The 15,527-nt window shown below is 39.8% G+C and carries 19 protein-coding genes and 1 riboswitch; of the genes, 6 read left to right on the forward strand and 13 right to left on the reverse strand.

What is annotated here, in order from left to right:
- Window positions 1-165: 165 nt before the first annotated feature.
- Window positions 166-321, reverse strand: coding sequence for a DUF1540 domain-containing protein (locus HNR43_RS05120; RefSeq protein WP_183241852.1), 156 nt, complete (start codon window positions 319-321; stop codon window positions 166-168).
- Window positions 322-497: 176 nt separating this feature from the next.
- Between HNR43_RS05120 and HNR43_RS05125 the strand changes: the two genes are divergently transcribed.
- Window positions 498-788 (forward strand): DUF2325 domain-containing protein, encoded by a 291-nt coding sequence (locus HNR43_RS05125; protein ID WP_183241854.1) that lies wholly within the window; start codon window positions 498-500, stop codon window positions 786-788.
- Window positions 785-1,237: a diverged REC-like domain-containing protein gene (locus tag HNR43_RS05130; RefSeq protein WP_183241856.1), complete on the forward strand. Its 453-nt coding sequence runs from the start codon at window positions 785-787 to the stop codon at window positions 1,235-1,237. The genes HNR43_RS05125 and HNR43_RS05130 overlap by 4 nt, the downstream gene beginning before the upstream one ends.
- A gap of 13 nt (window positions 1,238-1,250) precedes the next feature.
- On the opposite strand, the gene HNR43_RS05135 is transcribed toward HNR43_RS05130, so the two are convergent.
- The 8 genes from HNR43_RS05135 to yidD all read right to left on the reverse strand — a co-directional run bounded on the left by HNR43_RS05135 (window position 1,251) and on the right by yidD (window position 10,435).
- Window positions 1,251-2,288 (reverse strand): ribonucleotide-diphosphate reductase subunit beta, encoded by a 1,038-nt coding sequence (locus HNR43_RS05135; RefSeq protein ID WP_183241858.1) that lies wholly within the window; start codon window positions 2,286-2,288, stop codon window positions 1,251-1,253.
- Window positions 2,242-2,733: a flavodoxin domain-containing protein gene (locus HNR43_RS05140; RefSeq protein ID WP_183241860.1), complete on the reverse strand. Its 492-nt coding sequence runs from the start codon at window positions 2,731-2,733 to the stop codon at window positions 2,242-2,244. Before HNR43_RS05140 ends, HNR43_RS05135 begins: the two co-directional genes overlap by 47 nt.
- An 11-nt stretch (window positions 2,734-2,744) precedes the next feature.
- A complete protein-coding gene (locus tag HNR43_RS05145; protein ID WP_425486523.1) occupies window positions 2,745-5,021 on the reverse strand; it encodes a ribonucleoside-diphosphate reductase subunit alpha in 2,277 nt (758 codons plus the stop codon).
- A 110-nt stretch (window positions 5,022-5,131) separates the two neighbouring features.
- A riboswitch (cobalamin riboswitch) is annotated at window positions 5,132-5,332 on the reverse strand.
- Between the two features lie 94 nt (window positions 5,333-5,426).
- Window positions 5,427-6,464, reverse strand: a complete 1,038-nt coding sequence (locus HNR43_RS05150; protein WP_183241864.1) for a cytochrome d ubiquinol oxidase subunit II — start codon at window positions 6,462-6,464, stop codon at window positions 5,427-5,429.
- 14 nt (window positions 6,465-6,478) lie between these two features.
- Window positions 6,479-7,807, reverse strand: a complete 1,329-nt coding sequence (locus HNR43_RS05155; RefSeq protein WP_183241866.1) for a cytochrome ubiquinol oxidase subunit I — start codon at window positions 7,805-7,807, stop codon at window positions 6,479-6,481.
- A gap of 95 nt (window positions 7,808-7,902) precedes the next feature.
- Window positions 7,903-8,856: a metal ABC transporter substrate-binding protein gene (locus HNR43_RS05160; RefSeq protein WP_183241868.1), complete on the reverse strand. Its 954-nt coding sequence runs from the start codon at window positions 8,854-8,856 to the stop codon at window positions 7,903-7,905.
- A 94-nt stretch (window positions 8,857-8,950) separates the two neighbouring features.
- Window positions 8,951-10,135 carry a GTP-binding protein gene (locus HNR43_RS05165; RefSeq protein WP_183241870.1) on the reverse strand — a complete coding sequence of 395 codons (1,185 nt, stop codon included), beginning with the start codon at window positions 10,133-10,135 and terminating at the stop codon, window positions 8,951-8,953.
- Between the two features lie 75 nt (window positions 10,136-10,210).
- Window positions 10,211-10,435, reverse strand: coding sequence for a membrane protein insertion efficiency factor YidD (gene yidD / locus HNR43_RS05170; protein WP_032100458.1), 225 nt, complete (start codon window positions 10,433-10,435; stop codon window positions 10,211-10,213).
- Between the two features lie 130 nt (window positions 10,436-10,565).
- On the opposite strand from yidD, the gene HNR43_RS05175 reads away from it, so the two are divergent.
- The 4 genes from HNR43_RS05175 (at window position 10,566) to ytkD (ending at window position 12,554) form a co-directional block, all read left to right on the forward strand.
- Window positions 10,566-11,039: an S-ribosylhomocysteine lyase gene (locus tag HNR43_RS05175; RefSeq protein ID WP_183241872.1), complete on the forward strand. Its 474-nt coding sequence runs from the start codon at window positions 10,566-10,568 to the stop codon at window positions 11,037-11,039.
- A gap of 121 nt (window positions 11,040-11,160) precedes the next feature.
- Window positions 11,161-11,598: a ferritin-like domain-containing protein gene (locus HNR43_RS05180; RefSeq protein WP_183241874.1), complete on the forward strand. Its 438-nt coding sequence runs from the start codon at window positions 11,161-11,163 to the stop codon at window positions 11,596-11,598.
- Window positions 11,599-11,708: 110 nt separating this feature from the next.
- The gene (locus HNR43_RS05185) at window positions 11,709-12,017 is read left to right on the forward strand and encodes a hypothetical protein (RefSeq protein WP_009361622.1); all 309 of its coding nucleotides are present in this window, start codon (window positions 11,709-11,711) and stop codon (window positions 12,015-12,017) included.
- Window positions 12,018-12,080: 63 nt separating this feature from the next.
- Entirely contained in the window at window positions 12,081-12,554 is a 474-nt protein-coding gene (gene ytkD, locus HNR43_RS05190; RefSeq protein WP_183241876.1) for an RNA deprotection pyrophosphohydrolase, read from the forward strand.
- Window positions 12,555-12,584: 30 nt separating this feature from the next.
- Here the strand turns inward: ytkD and HNR43_RS05195 are convergent, their stop codons facing one another.
- The 4 genes from HNR43_RS05195 to HNR43_RS05210 form a co-directional block, all read right to left on the reverse strand.
- Window positions 12,585-13,391, reverse strand: coding sequence for an ABC transporter permease (locus HNR43_RS05195; RefSeq protein WP_183241879.1), 807 nt, complete (start codon window positions 13,389-13,391; stop codon window positions 12,585-12,587).
- Entirely contained in the window at window positions 13,378-14,148 is a 771-nt protein-coding gene (locus HNR43_RS05200) for an ABC transporter ATP-binding protein (protein WP_183241881.1), read from the reverse strand. Before HNR43_RS05200 ends, HNR43_RS05195 begins: the two co-directional genes overlap by 14 nt.
- Before the next feature lie 9 nt (window positions 14,149-14,157).
- Entirely contained in the window at window positions 14,158-15,135 is a 978-nt protein-coding gene (locus HNR43_RS05205; RefSeq protein ID WP_183241883.1) for an ABC transporter substrate-binding protein, read from the reverse strand.
- 99 nt (window positions 15,136-15,234) lie between these two features.
- On the reverse strand, window positions 15,235-15,477 hold the full coding sequence (locus HNR43_RS05210; protein ID WP_183241885.1) for a DUF2584 domain-containing protein: 243 nt from the start codon (window positions 15,475-15,477) through the stop codon (window positions 15,235-15,237).
- Window positions 15,478-15,527 lie beyond the last annotated feature (50 nt).

Genomic DNA, 15,527 nt, shown 5'->3' on the forward strand with positions numbered 1-15,527 from the left:
AACATGTTAAGTATTTTACTATGTATAAGAGTAACCTTAACACGTGAGAAAGAGATGATAGAAATGTTGCAAAACTGTGGCGATAATTTTAAAAAAATGTGTCTATTCATTGTTTTTAACGTCGAAAAATTGGAAAACCCCTTGCGACAGGCAAGGGGTGTGTGGTTATTCGCTCGGTTGAAACGTTTTACAGTCCGTTTCTGTCGAGCTCGTTGCTGTTGCACCTGCATGGCTTACGACGTAAATGGCGTCTGCACTACATCGGTTGCCTTGCGACCAAAACTGGCAGTTTTGCACTTCACAAAGTACATCTTTTGCCATGATTATCTCCTCCTTTCTTTATGCTGATGTTAGTGTAGACAAAACATTGGCAAGACATAACATGAAAAAATGAGCAATATTATTGAGAATTTTTATCAATAAATATTGACATAGATAATCATTCTCAATTAGAATGGAGTTGTGGAATATTGAACAAAAAAGTTGGAGGGAGTTACATGTTATCATTGTTAGTTGTTGGAGCAGATCATTTAGGAAACATTGCTGATAAATTAAAAAACTCAGGATTTAAGGAGATTATTCATTTAGATGGCAGGAAAGTGAATATGGTAAAACGACAAATTCCTGAACACGTTGATATCGTATTTGTTATGACTGATTATATTAACCATAATTTAGCCAAAGTCATTAAACAAAAAGCAAAAGACCAACATAAGCCAATTTATTTTGTGAAACGTTCATGGAGTTCCATTCAATCTGTCATTCAGCAGATGGGGGAAGTGAGATGACATTGTGGCAATTGTTTTTGAATGAAGTATTAACTTACCATTACAGCATATCTCCACCTCATCGTTCATCGCTTACGTTGCTAAAAGGAATTGAACGGGCAACATCATCGTTTTCGATCGCTTCTTGTGATTCTCCCGTTACATATTATAAAACGATTGCACAAATGACGGATTACTTGCTTCGTTTCGTTGCGAACGATCAGACTTTTGTTCACATATTAGGTGCTCGTGATGCCTTTATTACCGCATCATGTACGTCTCACATAGGAGTTGCACCATCATGTATGAATGTTTTTGTTGTTGATCATATTTCTTCATCAGATGCATCTCAACAATTTGAAAATCATTTCGGTCAAAAACCGAAAACAATCCGAATATATGATATAATGAAAAATCATTTATCTTATGTTACGTTTACAAGTGAAACATATTGTAAAAAAACCGGGTAGGTTACCCGGTTTTTTACAATTCGTCAAACCCATTAATATCTGTTGTTTTTGTATATGAACGTGGACGGGCTTCGAAAAAGTCCGTTTTGCCTAAGTTCACATTTTCATCGCTAAAGACGCGAATCCAAGGCATACTATTTTCATCTGCATCGTATCGATCATCTAAGCCGAGCATACGCAATCGTTTATTTCCAAGATATTCAATATATTTCTCCATTTCGATGACATCAATGCCATCTATATCGCGCAACACAAAGCGCGACCATTCTGTTTCGTAACGAATGGCTTCGTCGATATAGTCATATATCCACGCAGAAAACGCTCCATCTTCATCAATATATGGATTTTCCCATAACACAGCGCGTACGAGTTGAGAAATAAAGTAGCTATGGCATAGCTCATCTTTATTAATATAGCTAATCATTGTTGATGTTTTTAACATTTTATGGTTTCTAGCTAAATTGTAAAAAAAGGCGAAACCAGAGTAAAAATTAATTCCTTCTAATACGAGTGAAGCGACAAGGGCTCGGCAAAATGTTTCAACAGTCGGTTGTTCACGAAATGCTTCATATACGCGAATAACGTGCTCATTTCGTTTATAAATGTGCGGATTCGTACGCGCCATTTCAAAGGCGCGATGTTGCTCGGATAATTTTTCGATCGAGGCAAGGACGTATGAGTACGACTGATTATGTACCACTTCTTGCTGTTCGATAATCGAAAAAATCGCTTTGACGCTCGGATCGGTAATATATTCTTTCATTGCTCCAATAAAGTTCGGTTGAACAGAGTCTAAAATCGAAAGTAAGCCGATAATGTGTAAAAACGCATCGCGCTCTCGCTCGCTTAACGTGTGCCATTGTTTAATATCGTCAGACATGTTAATTTCAAATGGCGTCCAAAAGTTGCCGAGCAACATTTTGTATATGTCGTAAAAATGGCTATATTTAATGTCGTTCCAGTTTAAAATGCCGCTTGCTTTTCCGTTGATAATGCTTGTTGCCTTATTTGGATGCGACGGTTCCAACAACTTTACTTTCGTCAATAACAAAACGCTCGACCTCCCCTAGTAGTCGTTGTACGAATAAAGCCGGCAAATGTTGTTGATGTCCGCGTGGCGATTGCTCAATTTTCAGCATGCCAAGTACCGGTGTGACTTTTCGTAGATGGTATGCCATTTCATCAACTGCACGGCAATAATATGGCCACATTTGATCTCCTGTGCCAAACAGAGCAACAGGAGGCAAAGAAAGGTTCCGTTCTTTAATAAGGAAACGAAGTAACTTTCTCATTTCATTCGGAAGTTGTCCATTTCCCCACGTATATGAACCGAATAAAAGAAGGTGCGCGTTAGAAATGAGCGATTCGATCGCAAACATATGTTCAACATTGATCGTTTTCACTGCATGTCCGTATAAGCAAAAAGCTTCTTCTATTAACAGCGCGACTTCTTTTGTGTTTCCTGTTTTCGATGTATAGCAAATAAGAACGTTCATCATTTTTCCTCCTAAGATGAGCAAACATCGCATTCTTCAATTGTTACGGCGGTACTGCGAACGTAATACGTTGATTTTAAACCTTCTTTCCATGCGGTTAGGTGTAAATCAAGCAGATCTTTGGCTTTGATTGTGTTATAGACATAAAGATTAAAGCTTAAAGACTGATCGACATGTTTTTGTCTTGCTGCGTTCTGACGAATGCTCATTTTTTGATCGACTTCATAGGCATTTTCGTAAAACCAAAATGTTTTTGCATTTAAATCTGGTACAGTCACAGGAATCTTGTAATTTTTCTTTTCCTCAAAATATAAACGATTGAATACAGGGTCGCATGACGCTGTTCCATTGGCTAAAACGGAAGTCGAAGCATTTGGTGCAGGAGCCATTAAATAACCGTTACGAATACCATGCTTCATCACTTGTTGTTTTAAACCGTCCCAATCTAAATCATCATGTGAATGATAGTCACGCAACTCAAAATACGCTCCTGTATGCCAATCCGATCCTTTAAACGCTGGATACGCTCCTTTTTCTTTTGCCAATTCCATGCTTGCTTGAATCGTTAAATAAGCGATTTTTTCGAACAATTGATCAGCAAGTCGTACGCTTTCTTCGCTATTCCATTTAATCCCTTTTAACGCTAATAAATGATGCCAAGAAAATGCCCCTAGACCGATGGCACGGTACTTTTTATTTGTCATCACCGCTTGCAACACTTCAATCCGATCTTCGTTTAAGTCAATCACGTTATCTAACATGCGTACTTGAATCGGAATGAGCCGTTCTAATACGTTATCTTGTACGGCACGAGCAAGATGAATGCTAGATAGGTTGCAGACAACAAAATCGCCCGGTTTTTTATGAATAATAATTTCGCCATCTTGTGTATATTCTTTTGTTATAGTTGTTGGGCTCATATTTTGCATAATTTCCGTACATAAATTACTTGAATAAATCATGCCTGCATGTTTGTTTGGGTTCATTCGATTTGCTTCATCGCGGTAAAACATATAAGGTGTTCCTGTTTCTAATTGTGATTTTAAAATGCGCTTCATAATTTCAATGGCAGGCACGCGCTCTTTGCTTAACTGAGGATGATTGACACACTCCTCATATTTTTCACGGAAAGAACCACGACCTCGCTCCTCGTCATAGAAGTCTTCAAGACCAAGCGGATTGCCGTTTTTATCTTTCCAACCCATTACCTTTTTCACTTCGTGTGGATCAAATAAATACCAATCCCCGCGTTTTTCGACTTGTTCCATAAATAAGTCAGGAATGCAGACGCCGTAAAATAAATCATGACATTTCTGACGTTCGTCCCCATTGTTTAATTTGGCATCTAAAAAAGAGAAAATATCTTTATGCCAAACGTCTAAATATACAGCAATAGACCCTTGACGCGTACCAAGTTGATCCACCGACACAGCTGTATTGTTTAATTGACGCATCCATGGAATGACACCAGACGATACACCTTTAAATCCTTTAATATCCGAGTTGCGCGCGCGGATTTTACCTAAATACACACCAATTCCGCCACCACCTTTAGATAAACGTGCGACGTCTGTATTCGATTCATAAATGCCGATTAAACTGTCATCGACTGTATCAATAAAACAACTTGATAATTGCCCGTATGACTTTCCTGCATTGGCGTAAGTTGGTGTAGCCACAGTCATGTATTGATTCGATAGCGCCCAATATGCTTCTTTTACTAAATCCATTCGTTTGGATTTATCTTCATTCACCATGAGCGTTAGGGCTATCGTTAAAAAACGCTCTTGTGGCAATTCATAAATTTCGCCGTTATATCCTTTTGCTAAGTAACGATCGACGAGTGTTTTTAACCCGATGTATGTAAATTGCTCGTCTTTTTTCGGATCGATCCATGTCCCTGCTTCTTGTAGTTCTTCTTTCGTATATCGTTCAAGTACAAAAGGATCGTAAATCCCAAGATCAACGAGCTGTGTTTGCAACTCATAAAAGTAGCAATATGTTTCGGATCGATCATAGCCGCGATTTATAGCAGCCTCATTGTATAATTGTTGTAAATAAAGACGTGCTGCAACAAACGTCCAATCCGGCTGTTCTACCGTGATTTCGTCAAGTGCATTTAAAATAAGTTTGTTCATTATGTCATCGTATGATTTTGTATACGTCAGTGACCGTATCGTACGCTCGATGTATCGCTCACTTGATAAGTGTGGAAAGTCTTTAAAAATATGAAATAACAAAGTTTGAACCGTCTCTTCATTCATTTCCGTTTTTTCTTTTACGTGCATCATGTAACATCCCTTCCCCTAAAAATAAAAATCCGCTCTCATTGAGCGGATGAAACGATGGAAAAAGGCATGCTTTCACCATCGTTTCATCTTCTCAATCCCCGAAGAATATGAAACGATACAAGGAAGGCAGGTCTCCTGACTTGCGCTTCTTCCTACTTTGGATTCCTTCCCATATATGCGCCTGAAAAGCTGACATATACAGTGGTGTTGTTTCCATTTCGTCTGCGCACACAGTTGCGGGGACAGTTCTGGATTCGCACCAGATTCCCTATTAAGTCCGTTTGGACACCTTCACTTGTCGGTTTCAATATATAGTTATTATATTGTTTTATTATCACAATATATTGTGCAAAAAAGGTTTACGTTTAAAACTATAGCGAAAAATTTCAACATTTGCAATCATTATTTTTCATCATTTGCTACATACCGCCGGTCTTTCATAAACAGCCGCCAAAAATAAATGAATCCTGGAAATAAAATTGCAAAGCCGACGATATATGTCACAAAAAGGGCACGAAACGTATTCGGATGTGTAAATCCAGACTCGATTGTTACATCTGGATAAATCATATATGGTAAATGAGCTTTTCCATATGCGTAACTTGCACAAAAATACTGTAATACGATTGCTACAACTGCAAGGCGGGGCATTCCCCGTCCGTTTTTCTTTCTCCATGAAGGAAGAAAAAGAGCTAAACCAGCCACGAGAAATAATGCGACAGAAGCGGCAAGCCATGGCCAATACGCAATCATCCCATCATACAACCAACGCGCTTCGCTTCGCATCGTGATCATAATTAAAATTGAAGAAAGGAGAGCAAATGGCCCGATAATGAGCGCATCGCGACGATAAATCGCATAGGCTTCGGTTTCGTTTGCTTCGTTCGAGTAATCCGCCAATAAAAGTGAAGAAAGAAAAAGTGTGCTTGTTATAGCAAAGGCAATAAATGCATATTCGTGTGGGCTTGTAAATAGGCGGTCTAGACGAAGTTGACTGACGCCATTAACCGTTTCAACGAAAGATCCATGTGTAATGGGTAAGACGCTAATTAAAAAGGCTGGAATAAGTAAACCACTTATACCAGAAATGTAAACGAGCACTTTTTCATACTTAGGGGCAACGTGTGAAAAAACGAGAAACGCACTACGAACAGTGAGCAAAAGTAAAATGATGCTTCCGGGAATGAGTAAAATCGTGCCGAGCATAAACGTTGCTCCTGGAAAGAAACTAACGAGCGCCACGACGATCGCAACGATAAATACGTTCGTCACTTCCCATGTCGGTGACAAATATCGATTGGCAATTTTCGTCGCTTTCGTTTGAGGGCGGTTCATATATACCATCGACCAAAAACCAGCCCCAAAGTCCATTGTCGCCATGACGGCGTAAATAAAAATAAATCCCCATAAAATCGAAATCGCAATTAATTCATCTGTCATCATCTTGCTCCTTTCTACATGTGTGTAGCTAAATGTTGTTCAATCGGATGACGGCGGAAGTACGAACGCAAGACGAGCACGACGGCTACGAGTAAAAATACGTAAATGGACGTAAACAAAAGAAAAAGTGTTCCTAAATTTGTTGATTGTGTCACAGCTTCTGCAGTTGTCATCATGCGATAAATAACCCACGGTTGCCTGCCTGTGCAAGCAAAAACCCATCCAAATTCAATGCCGAGAAGGGCGAGAGGACCAGCGGTAACGATCGTCCACATGAACCAGTTCGGAAATATTTGTTGTGTTTTTACCCGGTGCCAAATGAATCCGACGAGCGAAAGGAGAAGAAGAAACATGCCAATCCCGACCATTGCATTAAAAAGTGTATGAACGAATAACGGAGGCCACCATTCTTCAGGAAAATCATTTAACCCAATAACGACAGTATCGAAGCGATTACCAGCTAAAAAGCTAAGCAGCCACGGAATTTCAATGCCCCATTTTACCGTTTGTGTTTCGCGATCTGTAAAACCACCGATAACGAGTGGGGCGTGTGACTGCGTTTCAAACAACCCTTCGGCAGCGGCTAATTTTTCAGGTTGATACTCATGAAGGAGTTGCGCTGATTCATGCCCGTTGATCGCTGTTAATAGAGAAAACACCCCGCCGACTGTTAACCCAAGCATCAGTGCTTTTTTATGAAAAAGCTGAATGCGTTCGTTATGTTTATTTTTCAACATTTTATAGGCAGCGATCGAAGCGATCGTAAAAGCTCCGGTCATATAAGCTGATAAAACAACGTGTGTAGCTGTGACTGCGAAGCTCGGATTAAAAAATGCCTTCCATGGATCGACGTCGACAATTTGTCCATTTTCGATACGAAAGCCTGTCGGCGTACCTTCAAAGGCATGTACGTTCGTAATTAAAATGGCAGAAGCGGCTGCTCCGATGGCAACAAACGTCAAGCTTACGATGCGCATCGTTGGAGAAATGCGATTAGCGGCATATACGTAAATAGATAAAAACAACGCCTCAACGAAAAACGCATAAATTTCAATTTGAAATGGGAGTGCCATCACTTTGCCGATCACCTCCATAAATCCCGGCCATAAAAGAGAAAGCTGTACGCCTGCAATCGTTCCAGACGGGATTGCTACGCCAAGCAAAATGGCGAGCGCTTTCGTCCAACGATTTGCCATGAGCGCATAGTCATTGTCTTTTGTTTTTTGATATAGCAACTCAGCTAATAAAATCATAAGCGGAATACCAACTCCGAGCGTCGCAAAAATAATGTGAAACGCCATCGTTGTGCCAAAGAGCGTTCTTGCTGTTAATACGTGATCCATACCGAAATGTTCATCCCTTTCCATACATTGTCGTTTCATAGTTTGATGTGAAAAGAGAAAAAATATACAAAAAAATAAGCGACCGTTACGATCGCTTATTGTAGAGCTTTTTTTAATGCTGAGATATTGTCATTCATAATCGCAAAGTAATCTTTGCTATTTGCGATATCATCATTTGTACGAGCTTCTAAATTATGAAGAATGAGCACATCAGCACCAACTTCATTTTTTACAACTTCAGCAATTTTGGATGTCACGTTTTGTTCAAAAAAGATATAGCGTATATTATGTTCTTTTGCCTTCTTGATGATTGAAGCGAGTTGTTTTTGTGACGGTTCGTTTGTCGGTGATAGCCCCGTTACGCTTATTTGTTTTAAGCCGTATCGTTTTTCCCAATAGCCGTATGCGGCATGAGCGACAAGAATTTCTTTTGTTTTTTCGTCTTTTATCAATTGTTGAAACTGCATATCGAGCTGTTCAAGCTGCTGTTTTAACGAAGCAAAGTTTTGTTCAAAATCTTGTTTCGCCTCAGGTTTCAGTTCTATTAGCGTTTGTTTAATTGTTTCAGCCATTTGAATGGAATAAATCGGATCCAGCCAGATGTGAGGATCTACATCTCCGTGATCATGTTCGTCTTCGTGAGCATGCTCATCTTCATGAGTATGATTGGACCGAGGTAAATCCATTCCTGCGGTTGCTTCCACGAACTTGACTCGCTCATTTTCTAGCGTTTTGACGATGCGTTCAACAAATCCTTCCATGCCTTGACCGATGTAAATGAAAGCGTCAGCATCTGCGATTTGTTGCATCGTTTTTGCCGTTGGTTCGTATGTGTGCACATCAACGCCGGGAGGGTATACGCTTTCCACTTGAACGTGCTTGCCGCCGATTTTTTGAGCAAAATCTTGAAGTGGGTATACAGTTGTATAAATGATAAGCTTGTTGTTTGTTTTCTCGGTCGTTGACGGCGCTAGTTGTTCTTGTTTATTACATCCAGATAATGTTAGTGTGATCGTAAGAATGATTGATAAAATGATGTTCAACCTCATTTTTTTCCTCCTTCCAAAAAGAAGGATGTCTCTGAAAAACAGAAAACATCCTTTTCTCTCGCTTTATTATATCGTAATCGTTACGATTTGAAAACTATGAAACAGAAACAAATGGTGGGAGTGGATCGACAAATGTTGACCAATCTTTGCCCATTTCTTCATCCGTTAATAAGCATGTATCGAGTGAAGAAGAAATGGCTTGTTCATCCATATCGATTCCGATAAACACGAGTTCTGTCATGCGATCGCCATACGTATCATTCCATTTTGCACGCAATTCTTGTTCTTCTTGCAAAATACGTTCACGTTCATGTGGAGGATATGTCGCAATCCATTCGCCAGCACCCTGAATCATAATGGACGGTCCAGCTTGCGAAAGAAGTCCACACATATTGTTGCGCGAAGCGAGCCAGAAAAAGCCTTTTGCACGAACGACTTCAACAGGCCAATGTTCAAGCCAATGCATCAAACGCTCAGGGTGAAACGGTCGACGGCGGCGATATACAAAAGAAGAAATACCATATTCCTCTGTCTCTGGTGTATGTTCTTCATTTAGTTCTTTGATCCATCCAGCTGATTGACTTGCTTTTTCAAAGTCAAATAAGCGCGTATTTAAAATGTCGTGTAGCGTTACTTTTCCATATGTCGTCCGAATGATTTTCGCTTCTGGATTTAATTTGCGCAAAAGAGTTTCTAATTCGTCTGCATCTTCTTTTGAAATACAATCGATTTTATTTAAAATAAGCACGTTCGCAAATTCAATTTGATCAATTAATAGATCAACGACTTCGCGTGTATCTGTTTCATCGATCGCTTGTTTACGATCCAATAACGTTTCACCTGAAGCGAAATCATGCCAAAAACGATGAGCATCTACAACTGTAACCATCGTATCTAATCGACAATTTGATGTTAAGTCAATACCAAACTCTTCATCGATATACGTAAACGTTTGTGCAACAGGAATCGGTTCGCTAATGCCGGATGATTCGATAACGATATAATCGATGTTTCCAGCATCAACAAGTTTTTTGACTTCTTTCATTAAATCTTCCCGCAGCGTACAGCAAATACAGCCGTTTTGAATTTGCACAAGTTTTTCTTCGGTGCGTGAAAAGCCACCTTGTTGAATGAGTTCGGCATCAATATTGACTTCGCTCATGTCATTGACGATGACAGCAATTTTTAATCCTTCCCGATTGTTTAAAATATGATTAAGCAACGTTGTTTTCCCAGAGCCTAAATACCCACTTAATACGGTGACAGGAACTTTCATCATATTATTCTCCTTTCTTAAAACGTAATTATTACGATTTACATCGTTTATCATACCGAAAAAAAAGAGAAAGGGCAATTATTTTTCCTCTTTCTCTGGTACAGGATCAAATCCACCGGGATGAAACGGATGGCATTTTAAAATGCGTTTTATTGTTAAATAGCCTCCTTTAAGCGCACCGAAGCGACGAATGGCTTCTAATCCATAATGAGAACAAGTTGGATAAAAGCGGCATGTTGGGGGTTTTAAAGGGGAAATAAATCGTTGATAAAAACGAATGAGTAAAATGAATATATGCTTCATATCATACACCTACCCCTATTTTTTTCTTATTGTAACATAGAGATATAAATCAATTCCAATAAAAAAAGATGAAAAAAGTCGGACTTTTGTGTATGATAAAAACGTAACAATTGAAAAAGAGGTGGGACATATGCCTTCAGTAGAAAGCTTTGAGCTGGATCATTGTGCGGTCAAGGCACCGTACGTTCGCCATTGTGGTGTTCATCAAGTCGGCAGTGACGGTGTTGTGAATAAATTTGATATTCGCTTTTGTCAACCAAATAAAGAAGCAATGCAACCAGCAGCTATTCATACGCTTGAGCATTTGTTAGCAGTGCACATTCGTAAGCATGCCGAAAAATACGATCATTTCGATATTATCGACATTTCTCCGATGGGATGTCAAACAGGTTATTATTTAGTTGTTAGCGGCACACCAACAGTCGAAGAAGTTATTGACTTGCTTGAGGCGACGATGAACGAGGCATTGACGGTTACTGAAGTGCCAGCCGCAACAGAAAAAGAGTGCGGTCAAGCGAAATTGCATGATTTAGAAGGAGCGAAACGGCTCATGCGCTACTGGCTATCGCAGCCAAAAGAAGAATTGAAAAAAGTGTTTGGTTAAAAAGTTCAGGATTTTTTCCTGAGCTTTTTTATAAAATAATACAGTACGTTTCATTTTCCAAAAATTTTTTTGTTTGCTACAATGAAGAAGGGGAAAGTTTATAGTTAAGGAGGGAATAAGCGTGAAAGAGAAATTAATTGACATAGTTAATAAACAAATTGCAAATTGGAACGTGCTTTATGTGAAGCTACACAACTATCACTGGTATGTGAAAGGACCACAGTTTTTTACATTGCACATAAAATTTGAAGAGTTATACAATGAAGCAGCGCTACATATCGACGAGTTGGCTGAGCGTCTGTTGGCGTTAGGCGGAAAACCGTTAGCGACGATGAAAGATTATTTAGCGGCAGCTTCTGTACATGAAGCAAAAGGAAATGAAACAGCAGAAGAAATGGTGGAAGAAATCGTTCGCGATTTTGAAACGATGATTCAAGAGCTAAAAGATGGCATGAACTATGCGGGAGAAATTGATGATGAAACGACAGGTGATATGCTTTTAGGCATTCATCAAAGTTTAGAAAAGCACGTATGGATGTTAAAATCGTTTCTTGGATAAGGTGGGGAATCCCACCTTTTTGTGTTTTGTCGAGCGTTTTATGCTTTCGTTGCATGAAAACAAATGGATCGACTCACACTAATCGTAACAAACGGAAAAGAGGTGGGGCGATGAAAAAAACGTACTATGTTTCAGTGGCTCGTGGCGAAATTTCGCAAGTGAAAACAGCATCACCTTGGGAGTTTCGAATTGAGGCGACGGATGAGGAAATCATTCAATTACGAGAGTATTTTGATGAAATGTATTCATCCGATTGGCAATCGTTTTGGCGCGCACATGTGCCGTATGTGCAATACCATTACGATCGTCCAAATGATGGATATGATCAAGCGATAAAAAAAGTGTACGAACTTATTTATGAGCTTGGAGATGAAGAAGCGAAACAACAAATTGAAACGATGGGTGTCATACAGTTATAAAAGCTGTCGACAATTTCACTGTGTGGTACAATGAAGAAAACATACAGTTGAGGGTAGACGGCGATGATTGTATTTCAAGATTACTACGGATACAACGTTCGACTTTCTTTTTCTGACCATCCTTGTTCGCAACAACCGAAACATGTTCTTGTGATTTGTCGGTACGATGGTCGTTGGTTATTGACAAATCACGCTGTACGTGGCTGGGAGTTTCCTGGTGGAAAAGTGGAAGAAGGAGAGACAGCGGAACAGGCAGCCATTCGCGAAGTGAGAGAAGAAACAGGAGGCATTGTTCAGACGATCACGTATATCGGACAGTATGAAGTGAAACGTCCAAATGAAACGATCATAAAAAATATTTATTTTGCCCACGTAGCTTTTCTTGAACAGAGAGAGTCGTATTTTGAAACAAATGGTCCTGTGCTCATTGAGCATATGCCAGATGACGTAGCGACAGATGGACGATTTAGTTTTATTATGAAAGATGGCGTATGGGCATATACGAAACGAGAGTTACAGCGGCGGGGAATGATTTAAAACCCCACCGCTTTTTCTTTTTGCGTGGGGTTATGCGCGTTTTATTAATTTTTTTTCAAGCCAACCGACAAGCTGGTACATGATGCTAGAGAGTAAAGCGATCATAAGCAAACTTAATAAAACGAGCGTAAAGTTAAACACTTGGAAGCCGTAAATAATCATATAACCGAGCCCTTGTTTAGAGACGAGAAATTCACCGACGATGACACCAACCCAAGATAAACCAACGTTTACTTTTAGCGTTGAAATAATGGTCGGAAAGGAAGCGGGTAAAATGACTTCTGTAAACCATTGTTGCTTCGTGGCACCGAACGTTTGAAGTACTTTGATGTAGTTTGCATCTACTTCTTTAAACGAGGTGTAAACGACAATCGTTGTAATAATGATCGAAATAATCGCTCCCATCGCGACAATCGAAGTCATATTTGGTCCGAGTGCGACAATTAAAATCGGGCCAAGTGCTACTTTTGGCATGGCGTTTAAAATGACTAAATACGGATCAACAATTTTTGAGACGCGAGGAAACCACCAAAGTATTGTAGCAAAACAAACGCCAATCATCGTCCCAACAATAAAACCAAGTATGGTCTCTGTTAATGTGACAGTTGTATGTGAAAGCAATGTGTGATCGCGTATTTTTGTAATAAACAAATGCCAAATCGAAGACGGTGAGCTAAATAAAAGAGGATCGATCCACTGAAAACGGCTTGCGATTTCCCATAAGCTGAAAAATGTAATAACGATGATCGCTTGAAAAAAACGGACAATTCGTTTTTCACGTTTTTCATATGCCATATACTGATCGTATATACGTTGCAACCATTCATGTTTGTTCAATGCTCTCTAACTCCTTCCAAATCATTTGAAAGAGCGGCGAAAAATCTGGATGTTGGCGAGCTTGAAACGGTGTACAAGCTCTTAATGAATCTGGAACGGTAACGATTTTTTGAATTTTTCCTGGTCTAGCGGTAAATAAAACGATCCGATCGCTCATCGCAATAGCTTCACCAATATCGTGCGTGACGAGAAGTGCTGTTTTTCGATATTGTTTTAACGTCTCCCATACGAGATCTTCTAGTTTAAGTTTTGTTTGATAATCAAGCGCAGAAAAAGGTTCATCCAACAACAATATTTTCGGATCGGTTGCAAGTGTACGCACGAGGGCAGCACGCTGACGCATTCCTCCTGACAATTCATTAGGATAGCGGTCATCAACATCGCGCAGACCGATTTGGTGCAATAAGGCGAGCGTTTGTCTCTTCGTTTTCTCGCTATATTTGCCTGTTAGTTTTAATCCGAGTGTGACGTTTTGTTCAATCGTTTTCCACGGGAACAAATAATCATGTTGGAGCATATATCCAATCGTTTGGCGCATTGTGTGTATCTCTTTTCCTTCGATCAACACACGTCCTTTTGTCGGGGTGATCAATCCAGCAACAATGGAAAGGAGCGTCGTTTTTCCACAGCCGCTTGGGCCGAGGAAGGAGAGAAATTCTCCCCTCTCGACATTGAGCGACAAATGATCAAGCGCTAATACAGCAGATTGATTTGTGACGTAGGCGTGCATCACTTGATCAATTGTTAAAATGGGCATGATGTTCACCTACTTTTTCGCTTTTTCAGCGAACGATGTATTCACTAAAATCGAGTGGTCAATGTAAGATGGTAACTCATTTGCTTCTTTCATCACGTTTTGAAGATGATTCCACTCTTCTTCGTCTAAAATTGGATCAGTTGCATATGAGCCTTGATTTTTATAGCGCTCGACGACTTTTTCAATGAGAGTAATATTTGTATTTTCAAAATATGGTTGAATGACTGTTGCAATTTCTTTTGCATCGTGTGTTTGCACCCATTGTTGTGCTTTATAGAGGGCACGTGTAAATTTTTCGATGACATCTTTATTTTCATCAATAAAACTTTGTTTTGCCATAAATGTTGTGTACGGGAGGTGTCCAGATTCTGTTCCGAACGAAGCGACAATATATCCTTTCCCTTCTTGTTCAAAAATGCTAGCCGTCGGTTCGAATAGTTGGACGAAATCACCTGTTCCGCTCGCGAACGCATTGGCAATATTGGCAAATTCAATATTTTGAATGAGATGTAAGTCTTTATGTGGATCGATTCCGTGTTGCTTCAATACGTACTCTCCGACCATTTGCGGCATACCGCCTTTTCGTTGCCCTAAAAATGTACTTCCTTTCAGTTGATCCCAAGTGAAGTTGGCGATTGGTTCGCGGGAAACTAAAAATGTACCATCGGTCTGTGTCAATTGCGCGAAATTGATGACCGGATCAACGGCTCCTTGACTGTATACGTAAATAGATGTTTCGGAACCGACGAGTGCAATATCTGCTCCGTTCGATAAAAGCGTCGTCATTGTTTTATCGCCGCCCCACGTTGTATTTAGCTCAATACGAAGTCCTTCTTCAGCAAAAAAACCTTTCTCAATTGCTACGTATTGTGGAGCGTAAAAAATTGATCGAGTGACTTCGGCAATGCGCAACGTTTTTACATCATTTGATGAGCAAGCCGATAGTAAAAACATAAAAGCGACGAACAAAAACCCCCATTTTCGCATCCTCTTCCCCTCTTTCGTTTCGTTTGCTTTATCGTATGCGCCTAATAAAAATGTGTGAATGCCCGAAAAAGAAAACCGCCGAGCACATCGCTCGACGGTTTAATTAATCGAATGTAAAGCAATTAATTCATATGTAACAATCGTTGTTCCGTTTTCAAGGACGAGTTTTTTGACGACAGCTTGTCCTGTTGCTTCGCCATGTTTTGTTCGCCTTACTTCTAATGGGATATCAAGCGGATATAGACGATAGCCTTCTTTTTGCAAAATAAATAGGTTATGTTCGATTCGTTTTTCTTTTCCGTTCGTGACGATCATCGTTTGAATCTCTAACGGCATACCCATATGGCTCACCCTCCATATTTTTACCTTCATTGAAACACATTTATGACGAT

It is taken from the genome of Anoxybacillus mongoliensis (genome assembly GCF_014201515.1).
GTDB lineage: Bacteria > Bacillota > Bacilli > Bacillales > Anoxybacillaceae > Anoxybacillus > Anoxybacillus mongoliensis.